Here is a 21,047-nt window from a genome sequence, read left to right as displayed (position 1 = left end):
TCAGTAATGCCCAAGTTTTACAAACCTTCAGAGGTTGCGGAACTCCTCAATTACAATAAAGTCACCATAATCCGCTGGATCCACGCTGGAAAAATCAAGGCCATCAAAATAGGCCGAGACTACAGAATTCCAGAAGAAGAAGTCCAAAAACTACTTGGCAAAAGAACAGAAATAACAAGGGCAATCCTCTACGCTAGAGTCTCAAGAAGAGACCAGAAGGAAGACTTAGAAACCCAACTCAAAACCCTCGAACAATACGCTACCAGCAAAGGCTACCAAATCGTGGATGAGGTTAAGGAAGTTGCCTCTGGACTAAACGAAAACAGGAAAGGCCTCAAAAAACTAATCAATTTAGCAAAAAACAAGGAGTACGATGTTCTCATCGTAACTTACCCTGACAGGCTCACACGATTCGGATTCAAATACTTGGAAGAACTCTTCACAGCCTACAACGTGAGGATTGAAACAGTCTTCAAGAAGGACAAAACCCCGAAAGAAGAACTCGTGGAAGACTTGATTGCAATAATAACCAGTTTCGCGGGAAGACTTTATGGGTTGAGGAGTCATAAGAATAAGAAATTTGTCCAAGGGTTCAAAAAACTCCTCACGGAGGTTGAAAACGAGTGAAACTGACCAGAACAATCGTCCTCGAAAGTTATCCACTCACGAGAAAAAAGTTCGAAACGATAAAAGAAGTTTATGATGAATACTTGGAAATTCTGAAGTTTCTGACAAATTACGCCGTCGCGAACAAGGTGAAGAGCCACCTGAAACTTAGAAAACGCTTTTATGAAAAACTCAAGGAAGAACACGACTTACCAACCCATTACTATTACACTGTTTGTCAGGATGCCACGACAAGGGCAAGGAGTTTTCTCGAACTGAAGAAGAAGGGAAGGGCCAGAACAGAGAAACCAGAAATCAGGAACGTTTCTCTCTGGCTGGACGACGTTCTGTGGGATTACAAGAGGTTTCCACAGTTCAACACTCTTAGAAACGGGAGAAGAATTCTCATAATCGGCCTAACCACGAAACGTGGGCGGATAAAACTTCCTTTAAAACCTCACAAACTCTTCTTTAAATACCTCAACGAGGGCTGGAAGGTCAAGGCCGGCGTGAAACTCCGTATTGCTGAGGAAGAGCGGAAAATCCTTGCGTATTTCGTCTTCGAGAAAGAGTTCGATGAACCCAAAGTTACTGGGCGTTTCCTCAGCGTGGATTACAATGCAGACAACGTTTCTTTCGGCACTCAGGAGTTTTTAATTCAGGTTAGAACGGATTTTGGAAGACTGACGAGGTTTTATTCTGACGTGAGGACAAGAACTCAGGAGTCTCACTTAACTGGCTGGAAAAGAAAACTGCCTTCGAAGAAGGGGAAGGGACTCCTCAGGAAGTTTGGACGGAGGAAGATGGATAGGAGAGTTGACTTGCAGAGGAAGTTGGCGAAGAGACTAGTCGAAGTTGCCAGAGAGTTGAACGCTACGATTGTTCTTGAGGCCGTCCCCAAGAATTTCAATCAGAAGGTTACCAAGAAGAGGAAGAAGAACGAGAAGAGGCTGAGGAACACGCTCCACAATATTGGTATGAACGGGTTCCAGCGGTTTGTTTTCGAGAAGGCGGTTGAGTTTGGCGTTCCCCTTGTTTTTGTGAATCCAGCGTATTCTTCTCAGGTTTGTCCTCGTTGTGGGGCGTTTAAGATTAAACCCGGTGATGGCGCTCTGCGTCGGAGGGTTTTCGAGTGTCCCGTTTGCGGGTTTTCTGCAGACAGGGATTTTGTTGCTGTGCTGAACTTGTTGGGGCTGTTTCCGTTCAGCCCGAAGGCCCGTGAACCGTTGGGGGAGGAGCCGGTGGTTCCCGTGAACTTAACGGTTGAGGCCAACCTCCTGCACCACAAGAACTCATTAGTAGTGATTAGTCAGTGTTTAAAACAAAAATAGGTGCAGGAGGAAACGGGGCTCCATTATGAAGTTTGAGGAGTGTTTGAGGAGAGGATTAATAAAGCACGATCCTTCAGCAATAGAAAGGGTGAAAAGTTCAATAGAGATTGCAAGACGGTTCCTAAAATCTGCAGAAAGAACATTTGAAATTGGCGACTACGTTATGGTTGAAATAGCCGCTTATAATTCCGCATTTCATTCGGTGAGGGCCCTACTCTTTGCAAAGGGATATAAAGAAAGAAGCCATCAGTGTTTAGTTATTGCTGTTAGGGAACTGTACAGAAGTAATCCCAAAATAGTGGAGCTTATGGACATTCTAGATAAACTCGGGATTTCAAGGCACAATGTCCAGTATGGAGGGGGCTTTAGTTGATGAAGAAGAAGCGGAGTTCGTTTTGAGGTTCGCCAAAGAACTTTTGGAAATTGTGAGTCAGGTGGTATAATAGTGTTTCTTGCATTTTTAGCTGATTTTTTCTTTTTACGCCTCCTTTAGGGAGGGGAGAAGGTCAGCTCTGTAGTAGAGTAGGTTATTCTCTACACTTTTGACGTCACCTGCTCAAGGGGACTCTTGAAGGCCTAGAAAGTTCTACCACAAATCTTATTAATGTGGAATTACGATAAGAAAATGGTGACAATTATATGATAATGGAAATTAAGAGAATTGATAGACAAGGTAGGGTAGTCATTCCCAAAGAGTGGCGTGATAAATGGGGTGATGAGATCATTTTAATTGAACTGGACGATAGAATAGAGATACTACCGAGAAAGAAGCCCAACTTGTCCAGATTTTTTGATATGGTTGAAGTTGAAATTAAGGGAGAAGACCTCGAAAAGGAACTGCTGGAGGATTTAATATGAGATTCATAGATGCCAATGTTTTTCTATATGCCATAATAAAACCAAAAAACAACCTCAGCCCTCAAATTCTTGATAGGAAAAAGAAGGCAAAAAAGATTCTTCAAAGAGTCCAAGAAGGGGAAGAGGTCACTACGACGGTCGTTCACCTTAGTGAGGTCGCAAACATTCTCGAGGCGAAGGCCAACTTAACAACTGCTCTAGAGTTCCTAGAAGAACTTCTAACAGCGGAAAATGTTAAAATAGTATCTGTCACGATGGAAGATTATCTAAAGGCTGTCTTAACAGCAAGGGAGAAAAACGTAAGTGTAAATGATGCTTTGGCGTATCTTAAAATGAAGGAGTTGGGCATTAAAGAAATTTATACTTTTGATAGGCATTTTGAGAACCTTGATGTTGTGGTTGTTGAAGACTAACTTTCACCTACATCCCTACCCTGAAGGACGAGGCTTTCAAAAGAACAAAGTATTTGTAAGGCTAAAGCTTTTCTAGAACTTCAAGTTCCCTCTCTTGGTCATAGAACTTCATTCATAATCCACTAACAGGATTATCCAATTTTTGGATATATCATTTTGGCTGTATCTGGCTCCAGCTTTGCCAAAAAAGACATTAAAACGGGTTTGGTTCATCCACTCAAAACCTCGTAGACTTTTTTCATCACTATTATGGCGAATATCACGAGCAGAAGCTCGACCAGAGGTTTTAAGTTTTCCTTCTGCTCCTTGCTTAAGAATAAGCCCCCAACTTCAAGGGTTATCAAAAGCCCAATGAGGGTTAAGGTGAGAAATACATCTACACTCCCTGTAGCTAAAGCCGAGATGAGAACCCAGATTGAGAGGAAGAGCAGGATATAGTCTTCTACGTCCATTCTATTACTCCCCCGAGCTTTTTGGCCTTTATCTCGATTCCATGCTCTCCCATATTAAAGTCCTCGCTCTCCAAAACCTCACCTGTGCCTTTTGCAAGGGCCAATAGAATAGACGAACACACTGGACAGGCCGTTTGGTTGCAGTCCTCTATGCTCGCCCTACATATCTCAATGTTTGTTGGCTTTACGATTATCCTAAACCCCCCTTCACTTTCGTCTATGTGGACACCTCTGGCAAGGTCAAGGGCTCTCAAGACAGAAGATGCAACGCTTTCAACTGCCGAGGAGCCGCTTCCGTCCAAAGTGCTTTCAAAGTGCTCTTCAAACTTCTTGACAAGGTCGGCACCAGTTGGCCTTATCAAAAGACCCATCTGCCTCTCATTGGCCACGTTGGTTAAGAAAACCGTCTCCTCGTCCATCCTCCCAAGGTCGAGGTCAAAGTCCTTGTGCAGGGGGATAAAAGTCCCTCCTTCGGGCATGTTCTCGTATGGGGGTATGTACAGCGCGTTGCCTTCAAGGCCCAGATCCCTTACCATACGGCGGAGGGTCTCTATGTAGGGGAGTATTAGGTTGTCGAGGGCCTCTCTCTTGACGTATTCTTTAGATTTGAACGTTAGGACTACAAAACCCAGAAACAGTCCGGCAAAGCCCAGATTAACTAAGCTCTGATTGGAATTTATCGCCCCATAGATGATGAGAAAAGTTCCAATGCCCGCTAGAGAAGCACTGGCTATCCTCTCCACTCTCATAATTTTACCTCCCCCTCAATTTAAAACCATTAACTTTAAAATGTTTATCATTTTCTTTGATTTGAGGGAAATGAGAGTAGCTGCTTTAATCATCCTCACGCTCCTGATTTTCAGCGGCTTTGGATTAGCCATGGAAAGGCATCTTGAGTACGAAAAGGCCTACGAGAACGATAAGGGGATTTATATCCATTTTAGAATTATCCTCCTCTACTCTGAGATGGCTCTTGACAAGGTAATTGCCGAGGACAACGAGAGCATATATTACGCGAATAGCGTTGAGGCAAAGCTGAACACGACTAGGGAAGAGGTGGAGTTTTACAAGTCCTTTGGGATAGAGTCAAAGGTTGAAAAGTATTTGCCTCCTTTTCTGGAGCTCGGTAATGGTTTGAAGAAGATAGCCCTCGGCCAGAGGCTCTTCTTAGACAACATCGAGGTCGTCAAAGAGATGAGAGACTACTATGCCTACGTTAATGCAACCCTAGGTTTGGAAATGGTGAAGGAAGGAATCTCAAGTGCCGAGAAGGCCCTTGATGTGATTGATACCTTTGAGTTCGTTGATGAGGACAACAGCACCTTAACGCTCGATACATCATCCCTCAGAGAGAAGCTTGAGAAGATTAAGAAGATGTATTCCGGCTATGAGAGGGTTTTGAGTGCTTATAAAGTTTTAACCCCTGAAGAAGTGCAGGAGATTATCAAAGAAAAAGAAAAAAACGGAGAACCAATTGGTTTTGAAGAATTTCTCGAGGAAAACCAAGTTGTGCTAGTTCCTGCGTCCATAACACTCTACGCCTCGAACCTTAACCCTTATGTTTATGAGAACGTCACCTTTTATGGCTATGCTCCGGGCTTTGAGAATGTTTACCTCCATATTGAGAACCAAACCATAGCTTTGAGGGTTAAGGGGGGCAGATTTTCCTACGTGTATTCCTTTGATAAGGTTGGCAAGTATGAGGTCTTTGCAACCGGATTAAAGAACGGGAGCGTCGTGAAATCAAACGTTCTTGTGGTTAATGTGTTGAAGGTGCCCACTAAGATAGTACTCTCTTCCAGGGGAAGTGCCTACGTAAACGAGAGCATAACGGTTAAAGGCCTGCTCCTTGACTATTACGGGAGGCCCTTAAAAGGTGAAGAGGTCTTTGGGGAGTTTGATGGTGAGAGGTTTTCATTGGTAACTTCAAGCGATGGGAGGTTTTCGTTCAACGTTACGAGCAACGAGGCCGGGAAGAAGCTATTAAACGTTACCTATATCGGTAGTGAGATTTATGCAGGTAGTTCTGCCTCCCTTGGGGTTGTGTTCCTTGAATACCCGGTTGAGACGGTGGGTGGGGAAGAGGAAGCTGAAAATACCGTAAACATTGGAGGTACCGAGTTTTCCATATTTGAGTTAATACTCTTTGTTATGGTTCTTGTCCTCTTTGGCGGCATCGGGTATCTGGCAAGGAAAGTTTACATAAGAAGGAGAAGAGGTATAAGCGATGAGGAGTTCGTGAAGCTGTTGAAGGCCCTTGAAGAGGCATGGAAGATTGAAGAACAAGAAGTGGAAAGGAAATTAAAGTCTTTCAGGGAGATGTACAGGGAGGTTTACGAGAAGCTCATCAAGCACTATGGTCTAAAGCCCAGCCTAACGCCCAGGGAGCTTGTGAACAGGTTGAGGAAGGAGGCTTTTGCATACCACCTGGAAAAAGTCACGGTTCTTTACGAGAAGCACTTTTATGGTAAGAAGCCTCTCAGAAGGCGTGAGGTTCTGGACTACTTGAGGCATATAGCCGGGCTTATAGTGTCCTTCATAGTGAGGGAGGAGTTATGAGGAGGGCCGTCTACATTATACTCATGGCATTTGGTATCTTTCTCATTGTGATGCCTTTAGCCATACCTGTATTCCACACAAGCGCTGAGTTCAGCGTTTTCAACACGAGGTGGAACGGTGCCTCAGAGTTTGGAAAGCTCTTGTATGAGGAGACGAAGGTTGTTCCTGTGATAACTTCGTATAACTCCTTTGGCCTTGGCGAGAAAGAAGGTGTTCTTTTAATCCTTGGACCGAATCTGGGTTATTCTCCCCTTGAGGTTGAGGAAGTTAAGAAGTTCCTGGAGAACGGCGGCACGCTTGTTTTGATAGACGACTTCGGTACGGGAAATGATATTTTGGTGGGGCTAAACTTAACGGCCAGGTTTACGAGCCTTATTCCCATTGACGTCTTCTACTCGAAGAACTACAACTTCCCTGAGGTCGTGAGGATCTTAGACCCACAGCTTGGCGTTGGGGTTGATAAGCTGACGCTTAACGTTCCATCGGTAATAGTCGGGGCCAACGGCTCAATATACACGAGCAAAGTGGCTATAATAGGGAACAACCAGAGGCAGCTCCCAATAATGAGCGAGCTCGAATACGGGAACGGGAGGATAATCCTCTTCTCGGACCCGAGCGTCTTCATAAACGACATGTTCGAGATGAACGAGCCCTTCATAAGGAACTTCGTGCGCTACATAAAGGCAGATGTGATTTACATCGACGAAGCTCATCACGCGAGCTTCAATCCTTATTCCATGGGAACTGTGGTTATCAGAAGAAGCTTGGACAAAATGAAGGCATTTTACGTGATTTTGGGGGTGGCAGTTTTAGCTATTTTCATTGAGAGCGGCTTGGCCTTGGAGGGAATAAGTAGGACTGTGAATTTCATACTGGGCAAAGTCTTTAAGGAAGAAGAAAAAAGTTTGGACGATGTGATAGAGGAGTTAAAGAAAGAGGGCTATGATGAGAAGGTTCTCAGGAAGATAATAAGGGAGATAAACACCGGAAAAAAGCTGGGTGGTTAAAATGAACGGTAAAGAGTTCCTTGAAAAGCTCAAAGATGAAATTCACAACGCTGTTGTTGGGAAAGATGATGTTATAGAGCTTTTGGCTGTAGCTTTATTGGCCGAGGGGCACGTGATCCTTGAGGGGATTCCGGGAGTTGCGAAGACTACAATAGCGAAGAGCTTTGCACATGCCATTGGTTTGGAATTTTCGAGGATTCAGCTTACACCTGATTTATTGCCTGCTGATATAATCGGAACCGTTTACTACGACCAAAAGATTGGTCAGTTCAAGATAAAGAAGGGGCCCATATTTGCCAACGTAGTTTTGGCCGATGAAATTAACAGAGCCCAGCCAAAGACTCAATCCGCTTTGCTTGAGGCGATGCAAGAAGGCCAGGTAACGATAGAGGGGAAAACCCTTTCATTGCCAAGGCCTTTCCTTGTGATAGCGACCAAAAATCCGCTGGAGTTCGAGGGAGTTTATACTTTACCGGAGGCCCAGATCGACAGGTTTATGATGGAGATAAAAGTGGGCTATCCCGATAAAGAGGAAGAGCTTGAGATGCTGCTTAGAAAGGACAGAGGAGAGTTTAGAGAAGTAAAGCAGAGGTTCACCCCAACCCAGATTCTGGCTTTAATGGCTCAGGTTAAAAAGGTCAAAACAAGTGAGGAGGTTCTGGAGTATCTTTATCAGATAATCGCCAGAACTAGAAAAGACGATAGGCTTTTAGTTGGAGCCTCTCCAAGGGCTGCTGAACATCTCCTCTATGCCTCAAAGGCCTTAGCCTTCCTAAGGGGGAGGGACTACGTCATACCGGACGACATAAAGGAAATTGCACCAAGTGTTTTGAGCCACAGGCTTATTGTTAGGGCAGATTACGAAATTGAAGGTGTTAAGAGCGAAGACGTCATAAGGGATATCCTTGACGAGGTAGAGGTGCCTGTATGAAAAGAGAAGATCTTCTGTGGACTCTTTCGGGCATAGGCTTTGCCCATGGGTATTTGGCCTCAAACGTTTTTAGTGCTCTTTTTGGCCTAGGCCTAGCTCTGTATATCTTAAAAACCAGAAGGGATTTTAAGCCGGAGATAAAAGTTGACGTTGAGTTTCCAAAAACTGTTGAGGAAGGTAAAAAGGCAAGGGTTGTTTTGAAGGTCAAGAACCTTGGGAGCGATGTAAAGGTTAGGGTTAAGAGCGGCCCTGTTTTAAACGTGAGGATTGAAGATGGGGGAACTTACGTTCTGAAGTCTGGGGAAGAGAAGTTTATCGATTTATTTCTTATTCCAGAGAAGAAGGGAGAGTATGAAGTTTCACTGGAACTGGAGATTTATGATTTGAACGAGCTCTACTTTGAGGAATTGAGTGTTGGCAAGTACAAGCTCGATGTGATCCCCTCGGTTGATTCCATAAGGGAAGCGGCTAAAGAGGACTACAACATAAGGCTTGGCGAGGCCTACAAGAAGAGCGTCTTCCTTGGGCTGGAGAGCTTGGAGCTCGAGGGCTTGAGAGAGTATCTACCGGGGGATGACTTGAGGAGGATAGACTGGAAGGCCTCATCCCGTTTGGGAGAGCTCATAGTCAGGGTCTTCATGAAGGAGCAGGAAGGGAACGTTTACCTTGTATTGGATGCAACAAGGGAGATGAGGAAGGGGCTCAAGAAGGCCAAGATAGACTATGCCTCAACTCTGGTTCTGCACTTGGCGACGGTTCTTTTGAAGAAGAACTACAAGGTGGGGCTTATCATATACGATGACAGGGGCGTTAGGGTCGTTAGGCCATCTAGGGGAAGGGAGCAGATGAATAAAATAAGGGCTGCGGTGAGGTTCAGGCAGGAGAAAGGGCTGATGAGCTTGAAGAGCACCTTAACCTTGAGGTTCAGCGAGAAGGGTAGGAAGTTCATGGGGAAGCTCTTCCCGAGGAAGAGGAGTGGGCTTGGTGAGGCCCTGCTCAACATAAAGGATCCTTCTTATCTGATAGTTATTAGTGATTTGATGGGGCATACGTCCCTGCTTTACAGGTTAATGCTTATACTAAGGAAGAAGCACAAGATAGTTGTGCTCTCCCCCAACCCAATACTGTTTTACGGTAGAGATATTAATGAAGAGACGTTGAGGTTTTTGTACGAAAGGTATCTGGAGAGGGAGAAGACGGTTAGGAAGTTCAACGCTTTGGTTCCTACTATTGATCTGGGCCCGAGCGATTACCTTAGGGAGATAGCGAGGGAGCTGAGATGATCTGGGGAGTAATAGCGATAATAGGGAGCTTGCTTTTAAGGGCCAAGGCCGTTGTTTTGATACCATTAGTTTATTTGTTAGCGAGGAAGAGCAAAGACTTGGGTCTTCTTGCTTATTTCTTCTATGCTATTTGGTTGATGAATGATGTTTTTGTGAAGGATTTCCTGTCTTTTGAGGCAATTAAAGTTCTTTTGCTTGGTGTTTTGCCTTCTTTAATGGTTCTTAGGGAGGTTTTGGTCGGGGTGGAGTTTAGGGGGAGTTATAACTTCAAAAAGCCAGATATGAAAGTTTTCCTTGATTTGAGAGTAGTTGTTTTTGTTTTAGTGGTTGTGGGCTTGATGGTGGTTTTAAGGCTCAGGTATGAGTACCTTTACACCGTTGAGAACCAGGTTTCGCTTATGGCTGGGTTGAGCATGATGTTCCTCTTGCTGAGCTTAAAGAGAGAAGTCAAGAAAGTGGAAATGTTTAAGTGAGTTGTGAGGAAAAATATAGGCTGGCGAGTGTGATGAAACCTGAGGACATCTTTAGGCCTAAAGTGGCTTTGCCCATAATAACTGTAATTGCGCTTATTATGAGGCTAGTTCCCTTAAGGTATGAGTACATGTTTGGTTATGATCCTTATTTTCATTTAGCTTATATTGAGGAGGCTTTGAAGGCTGGGAAGTGGTTTAACTTTTTCACTATTGCTGGTGGGCCTTGGGGATTTCAGATTAAAAATTTCCATCCTCTTGGGCTTTGGATGACCCCGGCTTATGTTTATAAGTTTTTGAGTGTTTTTGGAGTTTCCCTTTACGACGCTTTCAGAATTACACCGGTGATTTTCGGTGTTCTAACGATAGTTTTCCTTTATCTTGCCATGCTTAATTTTTATGGAGAGAAAGAGGCGTTCTTCTCGGGGCTATTCCTTGCGGTAAGCTTTGGGCACATTTTTAGGTCGATGGCAAACTATTATAGAGGAGATAACTACATGCTCTTCTGGTATTCGATGGCTTTGTTTGGAATTTCATTGGCTTTAACAAAGACCAGAAGAAAATGGAGATATAAGAGACTTGCCTTTTATTTAATTCCAGCCTTTGCAAGCGGCTTAGCCTCGATATTCTGGCAGGCTTACTACCCAATATTCATATTCCTTCTTGGGAATGCCATTCTTTTGGCCTTTGGGGCTTTCATTATGGGAAGAGACAAATACCTCCTAGATTCTGGGCTTTTGGCAGTTTCAACGGCTTTCGGGACAATTCTGGCCAACTATTTAGGAAAATATTTTGGATACTGCATGCTCGGAGGAAGTAATTGGCTGGCTAAGAAGACTGCAGAGAAACTTGGAATTGAATTAGGAGCAATCAAAGACGTTTATTTGGTTGTTCACTTGAAGTATCTAGTGCCTTTAGCACTTGCAGGAATTCTTGTGTTGTTCCTCCTCTCGAGAGTCCTGAAAGATAGAAAGCAGAGAGCTCTAATAGTGGTTATGCTTTCAATCATCGGAGTTTATCTGCTTTTCGCTAGGTTTGAGGCACTTAAGGAGCTTTCCTCTGGATTCGGAATTTTCAAAGAAGCGCCAATTCTTGAGACAAGGCATTCGACGTTTAGCGACATCTGGGCAGCTTACAGCATTTTGGTGTTTTTGTGTCCTCTTTTCCTCCTTCGCTTTGCCTCGAGAAAAGCCAAACTTCCCGATTTCCTTCTCTTGGGTCTTATTCTGCCAAGCCTTTACATGGTCTACACTTGGACGAGGTTCCTTTTCATCGGGTCTATGGCAATTGCAACAATGGCTGGAGTAGGGGTAGTTTCCCTGCATGATACAATTTATCCTAGGGTAAAGTCGAAGTTTGATTATAGAAAGGCGCTGGCCCTTTCGGTGCTTCTGCTCGTTGTGGTTCCGGTAACAAGTGCGGGTTTGGGACTTGAAAGGGTTTTGGCAGAGAAGCCTTTCATGAATAAAAACTGGGAGAATGCCTTGCTTTATTTAGGGAATCATTCAAATGAAAACGATATAGTTTTAGCTTGGTGGGACTACGGTCACTGGGTGACTTATTACGCAAGAAGAAGCCCAATAGCCCAGGGGAGTCCAAATTCTGGCGTAGCCCTTTATTATCTCGGCAAGCTCGATGAAAACTGGGCTATAAACTTGGGAGTGGACTACGTTGTTGTGAGCTATTATGACTTCCTCAAGTTTAGGGCGATAGTCGAAACTGCAGATAGCCATCCGAAGTACAACATTACCGAAAAGTACGGGCTTCTCGTCTTGCCGCTTACCTCCGAGATTGGAGCTTTGGTATTCCAGAAGGGGAATTACAGAATAGTGGTGAAGCCCGGGAACGAGTGGAGTGCGATAGCAAACATCAACGGGAACGTGCTAATGCCAAAGGAGCTTTACGTGGAGTATCAAGGCAGAGTGATGAAGCCAAACCTCACAAACTCAAACTCCAACACCTACCTTTACATAAACCTTAATTACAAGTATGCGGTTTTTATGAACGAGGAAGCCTTCAACACAACTCTGGCAAAGCTTTTCATAACGCCCAAAGAGCCTTACGAGCTGGTTTATTCCGACGGGGGATTTGTAAAAATCCTGAAACTTAAACACCCAAACGTGAGGGTGGAGAAGGCAAACGGCAGGGTAATTTTCCATTTTGAAAACGCAACCGGAACTGGACTGGGAATCTGGGGTTTCATGGACAACGGGACGCTCGTGTTCAAGAAATGGTATAACGTGAAGGGTAAAAACGAGTTTGAATTACCTGAAGAAGTTAACGGGACGGTTATAAGATACGCCTATGCTGTGGGCAAGAAGATAGTTGATAGGGGGATATTTCGGAGGGGTTGAAGACTGGGGGGGTAATTATAAAGAGTTACCTTTCGAAAGCCTCAGCCTTCAGGGCGGGGAGGAGGTCAGCCTTTTTGATTCTCTCTATTCCCTTCTTGTCCATCAACTGCCCCTAAAGGGGAGGCTTTCAAAAGAAAATGTAACAAGCAAAGTATTTGATGGTTTTTGTTTTCGTAATTTTTATGTAGTCCTGTGAGGTAGTTTTTAGTGATGTGGCAGTTCCCGGTATGTGGGGTTTACAAGCCCGAATGGGGGACTCAACGAAAGGTGTGGGGGCTTATTTCCCCCGAAAGCTCCACGATAAAGGCTAACTGGAGGGGGAATAAATGGATGAGATTGAGGTTGTCTATAAGGATGGTGTCTTCAGGCCTTTAAAACAGAATGGAATTTATTGGACAGCCTCTACTGCGGAGGACATAGACAAGAGTGAGATAAAAGAGAGAAGAAGCTGAAGAAACTGGTGAATAAGATGCTCAAGGAAGAGATAATCAAAGAAATTGAAGTTGCTGAAGAAGAGCTTTCATCGGCTTATCTGCTGTTTGAAAACGGAAAATATAGAGATGCAATCAGCAGGGCTTATTACTCAATGTTTCACGCAGCAAGGGCTTTGCTTTTAATGAGAGATATAATTCCAAGAAAGCATGCCGGAGTTGTATCTATGTTCGGGCGGTATTTCGTTAAAGAAGGCATTGTCGATGAAGTTTACGGGAAGGCTTTAACCAGAGCTTTTGAACTTAGAACAAAAGCCGATTATAATGTTTTCTACTCACCAGTTAGGGAAGAAGCTGAGGAGATATTAGAAGATGCTGAGAAGTTCTTGGAGAAGGCCAAAGAAATTTTGAAGGTGGTTGAGTATGAGAGAGAAAGCGTTGAAGGAGTTCATTGAAAAATTAAAAGCTCAATTTCCCGGGAGGATTGAGAAGATTGTGCTGTTTGGCTCCTATGTAAGGAGGGACTACGATGAGGAGAGCGACATTGATGTTTTGATAGTTGGCGAGCTTAGCTTAGATGATATACTCGACCTAATCTTTGAAATTATGCTTAAATATGGGGTTTTAATAAATGCAATCACCGAGAGTAAAGAAGAGTTTGAGAGACTAAAAGAAACATCGTTCCATAAAATTATACTGTCCGAGGGCGCTGTACTGTATGAAAAGACCTAATGCTGACCTCCGTTCTGGTTGTCCGCTACTTTTGGGACATGCGAAACCATTGTAGCGGGCAACCAGAACGGTAATTGGCTTAAGACCGGGCTGAACCGAAACCGGCAACGGGAGTAGGTGATGGGCCCGCAAACCTTCCCGCCAATGGCGAGGGGCTAACTCGTTGGAACCCTCGCAAAAGGGAGGAGATATGTTATGGCGGAAGTTGTTATCACGTTTAAGGTTCCAAAAGAAGTTGAGATGAAGATCAGGGAGGAGATTGAGAGATTAAAAGCCAGGATAAATGTTGATGAGGCTTTAAAAAAAGCGAGAGGTTCTCTAAAGACTGCAAAAAGCTGGGAAGAGCTGGAGGCAGAACTCTATGACGAGCTTATTCCTTGACAGTAATGTTATAATCGAATTTGCAAAAAATAACCCCAGAGCAGTTGAGCTGTTGGATTACATCTTTAAGGGCAAGTTTACCACCTTCATAAATGGAATCGTATACAGTGAAGTATTTTTTATCTTTATAAGGTAAAAACTGGGAAATCCTATTGGGAACTGAAAAAGAACAAAGCATCAGTTAAAGAAACAGCAGAGGAATTCCTAAAATCCCTTTTTCCAATGTTGAGCATCCCAAATTTTCTGGAAATAACCTCTGAAATAACACTCCTTTCAACTGAAATCTCTAGAAAATATGGTTTGCTCCCAAATGATGCTCTCATCTTAGCCACCTGCAAGTTTTATAGTATCAAATATCTGATATCCTTTGATAGTGACTTTGAAAATGCATGCAAAAAAGAGGGAATAGTTTTGATAGACAGTCTTGAGAAGCTGAGGAAAGAAGTGCGTGGTCAATATGAGAACCCTTGAAGAGATTGAGAAAATTTTGAGGGAGCACAGGGAAGAGCTGAGGAGGAAGTTTAAGGTTAAGGAGATTGGAATATTTGGGTCTTACGTTAGGGGAGAGGCTAAAGAAACAAGCGACGTTGACATTCTTGTAGACTTTTATGAGCCTATCGGGTGGGAGATTGTGGATCTAAAAGAATACTTAGAAAGTTTACTTGGAGTAAAAGTTGATTTAGTAACAAAGGACGGCGTGATGAGAAAGCCCAAGCTCTGGAAATACATCAGGGAGGAGCTTATCCATGTCTAAACGGGACTACAGGCTTTTCCTTGAGGACATGCTCGAAGCCCTGCGCTGAGAAAAGTGCTGATGTGATGCTAACGACGGATGATTCCCTTATCAAAAAGGTTAAAGAGAACAGGGATAAAATCAAGGTGAGGGTTATGAATCCGGTTAAGTTTGTTGAGGAGGTGTTTGAATGGAGGAGATTGAGGTTGTCTATAAGGACGGTGTCTTCAAGCCTTTAAAACAGATAAAATTAAAGGAAGGCACGAGGGGAATTGTGATCATAAGATTACCAAAGCGAATATCCGAGATAGCGAAGAAATACAGGATAAAGGTAAAGGAGGATGCCCTCAGGGAGTTCCTGGAGGAGAGGAGATGATTGTTGTTGATACATCGGTCTTCATAGATTTGTTCTTTGAATATGACAGAAAAAGAACCAAACTTGCGGATGCCTTATTTAAGACTATAGAGGAAAAAGAAGTCCCAATTTTTGAGCCCAGACTATTCAAAATAGAGCTCATCGGGCAACTAGTTAGGAGGACAAAGAAAGACAGAGCCTCAATTATTGCGGAGGAGGTCTTTAATGATGTTAACTTTGTTGAAGACAGCGAAATTTATGAGCTCGCCTTTTTGATAGCATTTGAGACAGGATGCAGGGCAATAGACTCGTTCTACATCGCCACTGCAAAGGTTAGAGATGCAATCCTCGTATCAAACGATAAAGTTCAAGTGGAAAGCGCTAAAAAGTTTGGAGTTAATGCCTTCTATTTAATCGAAGAGCTCAAGGATATAAAGAAAAAGCTTGGTGAATAACATGAGAACCCTTGAAGAGATTGAGAAAATTTTGAGGGAGCATAAGGAAGAGCTGAGGAGGAAGTTTAAGGTTAAGGAGATCGGTATTTTTGGGTCTTACGTTAGGGGAGAGGCTAAAGAAACAAGCGACGTTGACATTCTTGTAGACTTTTATGAGCCTATCGGGTGGGAGATTGTGGATCTAAAAGAATACTTAGAAAGCTTACTTGGGGTAAAAGTTGATCTGGTGACAAAGGACGGCGTGATGAGAAAGCCCAAGCTCTGGAAATACATCAGGGAGGAGCTTATCCATGTCTAAACGGGACTACAGGCTTTTCCTTGAGGACATGCTCGAAGCCGTTGAGAGGATTGAAGAATACACAAAAGGTTATTCCTTCGAGGATTTCATAAATGATAGGAAAACAATCGATGCAGTTGTAAGGAATTTAGAGATCCTCGGAGAAGCCGCCCGGAACATTCCTGAGGAGATAAGAAAGAAGTACCAGGAAATCCCATGGAAGAGGATAGTGGGCCTCAGAAACGTTGTTATTCACCAGTATTTTGGAGTCGACTTAAAGGTGGTATGGGTAATAATTTCCTCCCAACTTCCCCAGCTAAAAGATAAGCTGGTAGAAGTCCTAAAGTCTGAAGGTGAATAACATGAAGACCCTGATAGTGATCCCCGCATACAACGAGGAGCTAACGATTGGGTCAGTTGTTGCTTTAGCTAAGAAGTACGGGGATGTTCTTGTTGTTGATGGAAGCGAGGATAGAACTTCCGATATCGCGAAAAGCACGAAGACAAACATGATAAAAACGAGACTTGGGGGCTATTTAAATGGGTGAGATAGAAAAGCTCGACCCATCGAAAGTTACGGTGATAATCCCAACATTAAATGAGGAAGATGGAATTGGGGAGGTTATAGATGGCTTTAAAGAGCTCGGCTACACAAACATCCTCGTCATCGACGGCCACAGCACAGATAGGACAAGGGAGATAGCCAAGGAGAAGGGTGCCAGAGTCGTTCTCCAGAGCGGGAAGGGCAAGGGACAGGCCGTTGCAGAGGCGTTTAAAATGGTAAACACGCCGGTGGCTGTTATTATTGACGGGGATGGAACGTATGACCCTAAGGATGTAACAAAACTCCTCCAGCCGATTGAGAGGGGCATAGCGGAGCACGTTATTGGAAATCGTTTGAGTAATTTTGAAAAGGGTGCTTTTACGAGGTTAAACCTTATCGGTAACAAGATTTTCAATGCCCTTTTTAGGTTTATGTACGGTGTCGAGGTTCATGACCTTCTTACTGGATACCGTGCCCTTACGCGGGATCTTTACAAGAGCGTCGAGCTTGAGAAGCACGGCTTTGAGGTTGAGACTGAGCTGACAGTTGAGACCATTGCCAAGGGATTCCGTATCGCCGAGGTTCCCATTAACTATTACAGGCGTAAAGGGAAAGCAAACCTCCACCCCATTAAGGATGGATGGAGGATTGGGAAGACGATTATAGAGCTGCTGGTGAGATACAATCCCGCTAAGTACCTCTACTTCATTGGGGGTCTTTTCCTCCTTTTTGGGCTCATATTTGGGGTTTACGTGGTTCATGAATGGTTCAATCATGTCTCTCACAATCTGCTGGCAATCGTCACTTCCATACTGGTCTTAGGTGGGATTCAGTTCATTGCAATAGGCTTTGTGATGACGTACATGTTCAAAGTGATGACAGAGATCAAGAAGGGGTTGAGGGAGATGAAGGAGTAGAGATAACGGTGGGAACTATGAAACCAATGATGAAATAAATCAAGAGGATGGTAAGGAGGAAGAGCAATGAGGATTGTTGACCCAAATTCGATATACAGAACAGTAGCAAAAGCAAAAATAAACCGTGCTATGTACCTTGTGGATATTCTTAGAAAGAATATTCCCAAGGATTTCAAGATAAACAGGTATCTTGACGCTGGAGGTGCCGATGGAACAAACGCTTACATTTTTGGCAGAGAGTTAAATGCTAATGAAATATGGGTGCTGGATATACAAAGGTATCAAACACAATATGACAATGTTAAATACATTGTTGGTGATATCCGAGCTCTCCCATTTGAGAATGGTTACTTTGACTTAGTTACAGCAATTTCTGTAATCGAACATGTGAAAGAAAGAGATAAGGCCATTAAAGAATGTTGCAGGGTTCTTAGGCCTGGGGGTTTACTGTTTATCCAGATTCCAAATCTTAAGTTTCCAGTTGATTTGCATACTGGAATGTTCAACCCATATCTTCTCCCTTCTCCGCTCAGAAGACGATATGTTAAAGCTATGGGGCATGAACATTGGCTTGAACATGTGTTTAAAGTTTCTCCGGGGGATATCATAAAAGAAGCGGAGGCTCAAGGGTGCAATTTAGTATATACTGAGAGAATAATTTATACAGAAGAGTTGATACCAAATAAACTTAGAGCAATTTATAATCTTTTAAAACGCCTTAAAGTTCTTGATGTTATGCCATTGGGGTTCGTGTTGATCTTTAAGAAATTAGAAAAATGCGCTGGAGGTAACTAAGATGAAGATCTCAGTCCTCGGTCTCGGGTACATAGGACAAGTGGGAACCCCTTAAGAGCAATAAGTCTCAGGTGATAATCAATGAAACTCCTAGCCGCCTGTGAAAGTGGGGGACATCTGACACAGATGACATACATATTGAAACACCTGAGAGAACTGAGGGAAGACATTAATATCGTTTTAGTAACTGAGGACAGCAAAAGGACAAAAAACCTGAAAAGTTATAGCCTATTCGATGAAGTTTACCTCTTAGAGACTAGTGGATACAAAAACAAATACCTGAGATACCTTCATGCATTCAGCCCGACCGTTTTTATCAAAGTTCTAAGGATCCTTAAAAAAGAACGGCCGGATGTTATAATTTCTACCGCAGGGTGGGTTTCAATTCCAGCTTTTATCCTCTCAAAGGTCGTGTTTGGCATACCCACGATTTATATTCACTCATGGTCAAGGGTTACTAAAAAATCTGACAGTGGCAGGATTCTGTACTACTTCTCGGATGTCTTCATAGTTCAGTGGCCCCAGCTTCTGGAAAAGTACGGCAAAAAAGCACGATATTTCGGGGGGATACTATGATATTCGTTACTGTGGGGAACTCAAACATAGGATTTGAGAGACTAATAAGGGCTATGGATGCACTCGCCCCCAAATTGCCGTATGAAGTTATAATGCAGATTGGTTCAAGCTCTTACATCCCAAAAAACGCGAGGTGGTTTAGATACGCAGACTATGAAACAATGCTCGAACATTTCAAAAATGCTAAAGTAATAGTAACCCACGCAGGTGCCGGAACGATACTTGATATTCTTATGCTGGGGAAAAAACCTATAGTCGTGCCGAGGTTGAAAAAGTTTGGAGAACATATAGACGACCACCAGCTGGAGATAGTTAGGGCATTGGAGGAGAGAGGGTTGGTAATACCAGTTTACGATATCCAGAAACTTGGGGAGGCCATATTGGATGCACTAGATTCAAACCTAAAAGCCCGTCCAAGAAGAAAAACACCCCCACGTCTTGTTAGGATCATCGCTGAGCTCGTTAACAATGTTGGGGGGATATAAATGCGCATCTCGATCGTTGGTTCAGGTTACGTTGGTCTTGTGAGTGGGATGGGTTTTGTTAAGCTTGGGAATGAGGTTATCTTTGTGGACGTTGACGAGAAAAAAATCAAAATGATAAACAACGCTCAACCCCCGATTTACGAGGAGGGCCTCGAAGAACTCATGAGAGAATTCAGGGGGAAGTATAGGGCAACAAAAGACTACCGCGAGGCAATTCTCAACTCGGACGTGACTTTTATCGCCGTTGGAACACCTTCGAGAGAAGACGGTTCAATCGACCTTACCTACGTTGAAGAGGCAGCAAAGGAAATTGGCAAGGCGTTAAAAGAAAAAGACGACTACCACGTTGTTGTTGTGAAAAGTACTGTTCTTCCAGGAACAACCGATGAAGTAGTGCGGCCGATTTTAGAGAAGCATTCGGGCAAGAAAGCCTTCCAGGATTTTGGGCTTGCAATGAACCCAGAGTTCCTCCGCGAGGGTGTGGCCTTAAAGGACTTCCTCAACCCGGATAGAATCGTCATCGGCATCCAGGACGAGAAAACAAAAAAGGTTTTAGAAGAACTCTACAAGCCCATAGACGCTCCCAAGCTCTTCACGGACATTAAGACGGCCGAGATGATTAAGTACGCCTCCAATGCCTTTCTCGCGACAAAAATCAGTTTCGCCAACGAGATTGGGAACATCTGCAAAAAGCTTGGTGTTGACTCGTGGAAGGTGTTTGAGGGAGTTGGTTTAGACCACAGAATTAGTCCGCACTTCTTCAGGACGGGAATAGGCTGGGGCGGCTCATGCTTCCCGAAGGACGTTAAAGCACTCATCAGGAAGGCGGAGGAGGTTGGAGAGGAGCCGATTATACTCAAGGCCGTTGTTGAAGTCAATGAGAGGCAACCACTAAAACTCATTGAACTCCTCAAGAAGCATGTCCCCGAGCTGAGGGGTAAAACCATTGGCGTTCTCGGTTTGGCTTTCAAGCCGAATACGGATGATGTGAGGGAGACGAGGGCGTACATCATAGTCAAAAAACTGCTTGAAGAGAAGGCAAAGGTTGTTGCCTACGATCCCAAGGCAATGAAAAACTTTAAGCACTTCTATCCTGATGTTGGCGAGAAGATTGAGTACGCTAGGTCTGCTGCTGATGTTCTCAAGGCTACGGATGTCATTCTAATCGTAACCGAGTGGCCCGAGTTTGAGAAGCTTGATTACTCTGGTAAAATCGTGATTGATGGAAGGCGTGTGAGGAATGCTGAGGAAACCGCTAGGGTTTACGAGGGGGTGTGCTGGTGAAGGTCAAAAAAGCAGTCATTCCAGCGGCGGGTTTGGGAACTAGGTTGTTGCCACTAACCAAGTCAATGCCAAAGGAGATGCTTCCAATTGTTGATAGGCCCGCTATTCACTATGTCGTTGAGGAGGCCGTAAAATCTGGAATCGATGATATCCTCATAATAACTGGAAAGGGAAAGAGAGCCATAGAGGACTACTTCGACAGGAGCTTCGAGCTGGAATTTTACCTTAAAGAGAAGGGAAAGCTTGAAGAGCTAAAGCAGGTAGAGGAAATTGGCGAGATGGTTGACATTTATTATGTTAGACAAAAAAAGCCCCTCGGCCTCGGCGATGCCATAAGGTACGCGGAGAAGCACGTGAACGGGGAACCATTTGCGGTGTTACTTGGAGACGACATTATCATTAGTGAAAAGCCCGCAATAAAACAGCTGATGGAAGTCCATTCGCGGTTTGAATGCACGGTGCTGGGAGTCGAGAGGGTTGCATGGGGAGACGTTGAGAAGTATGGGATTATCTCAGGGAGTCCAGTTGAGGAAGGCGTCTATACGGTAAGTGCACTTGTGGAAAAACCCAAGAGGGAAGAGGCTCCAAGTAACATTGCAATAATTGGAAGGTACATCCTTGAGCCGGAGATCTTTGATGCATTAAGAGAAGTCGAGCCCGACGAGAGAGGAGAGGTACAGCTCACGGATGCACTGGGTTTATTGTTGAGGAAGGGTTATGGAATAATAGCCAAGGAAATTTCTGGAAAGAGGTACGACATCGGAACTCCCGAAGGGTGGTTGAGGGCTAACAGGGAACTGGGGGCGGGGTGAGATCCC

The 21,047-nt window shown here is 44.0% G+C and carries 31 protein-coding genes; 28 read left to right on the top strand and 3 right to left on the bottom strand.

Annotation, left to right across the window (positions count from 1 at the left end):
- The first annotated feature begins 6 nt into the window (after positions 1-6).
- From NF865_RS02370 to NF865_RS02350, 5 genes are all read left to right on the top strand, one after another.
- Positions 7-627, top strand: a complete 621-nt coding sequence (locus NF865_RS02370; RefSeq protein ID WP_253305023.1) for an IS607 family transposase — start codon at positions 7-9, stop codon at positions 625-627.
- A complete protein-coding gene (locus NF865_RS02365; protein ID WP_253305022.1) occupies positions 624-1,937 on the top strand; it encodes an RNA-guided endonuclease InsQ/TnpB family protein in 1,314 nt (437 codons plus the stop codon). Before NF865_RS02370 ends, NF865_RS02365 begins: the two co-directional genes overlap by 4 nt.
- Before the next feature lie 25 nt (positions 1,938-1,962).
- Positions 1,963-2,310 (top strand): HEPN domain-containing protein, encoded by a 348-nt coding sequence (locus NF865_RS02360; protein WP_253305021.1) that lies wholly within the window; start codon positions 1,963-1,965, stop codon positions 2,308-2,310.
- A gap of 266 nt (positions 2,311-2,576) precedes the next feature.
- The gene (locus tag NF865_RS02355; protein ID WP_253305020.1) at positions 2,577-2,795 is read left to right on the top strand and encodes an AbrB/MazE/SpoVT family DNA-binding domain-containing protein; all 219 of its coding nucleotides are present in this window, start codon (positions 2,577-2,579) and stop codon (positions 2,793-2,795) included.
- Positions 2,792-3,208, top strand: a complete 417-nt coding sequence (locus tag NF865_RS02350) for a type II toxin-antitoxin system VapC family toxin (RefSeq protein WP_253305019.1) — start codon at positions 2,792-2,794, stop codon at positions 3,206-3,208. The genes NF865_RS02355 and NF865_RS02350 overlap by 4 nt, the downstream gene beginning before the upstream one ends.
- A 209-nt stretch (positions 3,209-3,417) precedes the next feature.
- Here NF865_RS02350 and NF865_RS02345 read toward each other — a convergent pair whose 3' ends face one another.
- Both NF865_RS02345 and NF865_RS02340 read right to left on the bottom strand, forming a co-directional pair.
- Positions 3,418-3,660, bottom strand: coding sequence for a DUF8044 family membrane protein (locus NF865_RS02345; RefSeq protein WP_253305018.1), 243 nt, complete (start codon positions 3,658-3,660; stop codon positions 3,418-3,420).
- Positions 3,651-4,409 (bottom strand): DUF7982 domain-containing protein, encoded by a 759-nt coding sequence (locus tag NF865_RS02340; RefSeq protein WP_253305017.1) that lies wholly within the window; start codon positions 4,407-4,409, stop codon positions 3,651-3,653. The genes NF865_RS02345 and NF865_RS02340 overlap by 10 nt, the downstream gene beginning before the upstream one ends.
- Before the next feature lie 70 nt (positions 4,410-4,479).
- On the opposite strand from NF865_RS02340, the gene NF865_RS02335 reads away from it, so the two are divergent.
- The 10 genes from NF865_RS02335 to NF865_RS02295 all read left to right on the top strand — a co-directional run bounded on the left by NF865_RS02335 (position 4,480) and on the right by NF865_RS02295 (position 13,808).
- Positions 4,480-6,219, top strand: coding sequence for an Ig-like domain-containing protein (locus tag NF865_RS02335; RefSeq protein WP_253305715.1), 1,740 nt, complete (start codon positions 4,480-4,482; stop codon positions 6,217-6,219).
- A complete protein-coding gene (locus NF865_RS02330; RefSeq protein WP_253305016.1) occupies positions 6,216-7,226 on the top strand; it encodes a DUF4350 domain-containing protein in 1,011 nt (336 codons plus the stop codon). The genes NF865_RS02335 and NF865_RS02330 overlap by 4 nt, the downstream gene beginning before the upstream one ends.
- A gap of 1 nt (position 7,227) precedes the next feature.
- Complete coding sequence (locus NF865_RS02325; protein ID WP_253305015.1) at positions 7,228-8,157, top strand: AAA family ATPase; 930 nt, start codon at positions 7,228-7,230, stop codon at positions 8,155-8,157.
- On the top strand, positions 8,154-9,440 hold the full coding sequence (locus NF865_RS02320; protein ID WP_253305014.1) for a DUF58 domain-containing protein: 1,287 nt from the start codon (positions 8,154-8,156) through the stop codon (positions 9,438-9,440). Before NF865_RS02325 ends, NF865_RS02320 begins: the two co-directional genes overlap by 4 nt.
- A complete protein-coding gene (locus NF865_RS02315) occupies positions 9,437-9,913 on the top strand; it encodes a hypothetical protein (protein ID WP_253305013.1) in 477 nt (158 codons plus the stop codon). The genes NF865_RS02320 and NF865_RS02315 overlap by 4 nt, the downstream gene beginning before the upstream one ends.
- A 32-nt stretch (positions 9,914-9,945) precedes the next feature.
- The gene (locus NF865_RS02310; RefSeq protein ID WP_253305012.1) at positions 9,946-12,264 is read left to right on the top strand and encodes an STT3 domain-containing protein; all 2,319 of its coding nucleotides are present in this window, start codon (positions 9,946-9,948) and stop codon (positions 12,262-12,264) included.
- Positions 12,265-12,590: 326 nt separating this feature from the next.
- A complete protein-coding gene (locus NF865_RS10375; RefSeq protein ID WP_301281861.1) occupies positions 12,591-12,716 on the top strand; it encodes a hypothetical protein in 126 nt (41 codons plus the stop codon).
- A 17-nt stretch (positions 12,717-12,733) separates the two neighbouring features.
- Positions 12,734-13,150: a HEPN domain-containing protein gene (locus NF865_RS02305; protein ID WP_253305011.1), complete on the top strand. Its 417-nt coding sequence runs from the start codon at positions 12,734-12,736 to the stop codon at positions 13,148-13,150.
- On the top strand, positions 13,119-13,427 hold the full coding sequence (locus tag NF865_RS02300; RefSeq protein ID WP_253305010.1) for a nucleotidyltransferase domain-containing protein: 309 nt from the start codon (positions 13,119-13,121) through the stop codon (positions 13,425-13,427). Before NF865_RS02305 ends, NF865_RS02300 begins: the two co-directional genes overlap by 32 nt.
- 195 nt (positions 13,428-13,622) lie before the next feature.
- A complete protein-coding gene (locus NF865_RS02295) occupies positions 13,623-13,808 on the top strand; it encodes a hypothetical protein (RefSeq protein WP_253305009.1) in 186 nt (61 codons plus the stop codon).
- A gap of 149 nt (positions 13,809-13,957) precedes the next feature.
- On the opposite strand, the gene NF865_RS02290 is transcribed toward NF865_RS02295, so the two are convergent.
- On the bottom strand, positions 13,958-14,131 hold the full coding sequence (locus NF865_RS02290) for a hypothetical protein (RefSeq protein WP_253305008.1): 174 nt from the start codon (positions 14,129-14,131) through the stop codon (positions 13,958-13,960).
- Between NF865_RS02290 and NF865_RS10425 the strand changes: the two genes are divergently transcribed.
- The 13 genes from NF865_RS10425 to galU all read left to right on the top strand — a co-directional run bounded on the left by NF865_RS10425 (position 14,052) and on the right by galU (position 21,041).
- The gene (locus tag NF865_RS10425; protein ID WP_366513876.1) at positions 14,052-14,279 is read left to right on the top strand and encodes a PIN domain-containing protein; all 228 of its coding nucleotides are present in this window, start codon (positions 14,052-14,054) and stop codon (positions 14,277-14,279) included. The genes NF865_RS02290 and NF865_RS10425 overlap by 80 nt on opposite strands.
- Complete coding sequence (locus NF865_RS02285; RefSeq protein WP_253305007.1) at positions 14,266-14,562, top strand: nucleotidyltransferase family protein; 297 nt, start codon at positions 14,266-14,268, stop codon at positions 14,560-14,562. The genes NF865_RS10425 and NF865_RS02285 overlap by 14 nt, the downstream gene beginning before the upstream one ends.
- A 169-nt stretch (positions 14,563-14,731) precedes the next feature.
- Complete coding sequence (locus NF865_RS02280) at positions 14,732-14,917, top strand: antitoxin AF2212-like protein (RefSeq protein WP_253305006.1); 186 nt, start codon at positions 14,732-14,734, stop codon at positions 14,915-14,917.
- Positions 14,914-15,351 carry a type II toxin-antitoxin system VapC family toxin gene (locus NF865_RS02275; protein WP_253305005.1) on the top strand — a complete coding sequence of 146 codons (438 nt, stop codon included), beginning with the start codon at positions 14,914-14,916 and terminating at the stop codon, positions 15,349-15,351. The genes NF865_RS02280 and NF865_RS02275 overlap by 4 nt, the downstream gene beginning before the upstream one ends.
- A 1-nt stretch (position 15,352) precedes the next feature.
- Positions 15,353-15,649 (top strand): nucleotidyltransferase family protein, encoded by a 297-nt coding sequence (locus NF865_RS02270; protein ID WP_253305004.1) that lies wholly within the window; start codon positions 15,353-15,355, stop codon positions 15,647-15,649.
- A complete protein-coding gene (locus NF865_RS02265; protein WP_253305003.1) occupies positions 15,642-15,989 on the top strand; it encodes a HepT-like ribonuclease domain-containing protein in 348 nt (115 codons plus the stop codon). Before NF865_RS02270 ends, NF865_RS02265 begins: the two co-directional genes overlap by 8 nt.
- Before the next feature lies 1 nt (position 15,990).
- Complete coding sequence (locus NF865_RS02260; RefSeq protein ID WP_253305002.1) at positions 15,991-16,176, top strand: glycosyltransferase; 186 nt, start codon at positions 15,991-15,993, stop codon at positions 16,174-16,176.
- Positions 16,169-17,089: an S-layer glycoprotein N-glycosyltransferase AglJ gene (gene aglJ, locus NF865_RS02255; protein ID WP_253305001.1), complete on the top strand. Its 921-nt coding sequence runs from the start codon at positions 16,169-16,171 to the stop codon at positions 17,087-17,089. The genes NF865_RS02260 and aglJ overlap by 8 nt, the downstream gene beginning before the upstream one ends.
- Positions 17,090-17,155: 66 nt before the next feature.
- Positions 17,156-17,884, top strand: a complete 729-nt coding sequence (locus NF865_RS02250) for a class I SAM-dependent methyltransferase (RefSeq protein ID WP_253305000.1) — start codon at positions 17,156-17,158, stop codon at positions 17,882-17,884.
- An 81-nt stretch (positions 17,885-17,965) separates the two neighbouring features.
- On the top strand, positions 17,966-18,460 hold the full coding sequence (pssD, locus tag NF865_RS02245; RefSeq protein WP_253304999.1) for a PssD/Cps14F family polysaccharide biosynthesis glycosyltransferase: 495 nt from the start codon (positions 17,966-17,968) through the stop codon (positions 18,458-18,460).
- On the top strand, positions 18,457-18,945 hold the full coding sequence (gene pssE / locus NF865_RS02240; RefSeq protein ID WP_253304998.1) for a PssE/Cps14G family polysaccharide biosynthesis glycosyltransferase: 489 nt from the start codon (positions 18,457-18,459) through the stop codon (positions 18,943-18,945). Before pssD ends, pssE begins: the two co-directional genes overlap by 4 nt.
- Entirely contained in the window at positions 18,946-20,229 is a 1,284-nt protein-coding gene (locus tag NF865_RS02235; protein ID WP_253304997.1) for a UDP-glucose dehydrogenase family protein, read from the top strand. It begins immediately after the preceding gene.
- On the top strand, positions 20,226-21,041 hold the full coding sequence (gene galU, locus NF865_RS02230) for a UTP--glucose-1-phosphate uridylyltransferase GalU (RefSeq protein ID WP_253304996.1): 816 nt from the start codon (positions 20,226-20,228) through the stop codon (positions 21,039-21,041). The genes NF865_RS02235 and galU overlap by 4 nt, the downstream gene beginning before the upstream one ends.
- The last annotated feature ends 6 nt before the right edge of the window (positions 21,042-21,047 follow it).

It is taken from the genome of Thermococcus aggregans (genome assembly GCF_024022995.1).
In the GTDB taxonomy this organism is placed as follows: Archaea; Methanobacteriota_B; Thermococci; order Thermococcales; family Thermococcaceae; genus Thermococcus_A; species Thermococcus_A aggregans.
Note: the sequence above shows the minus strand (reverse complement) of the source record. Positions and strands in the feature narration are given on the sequence as shown.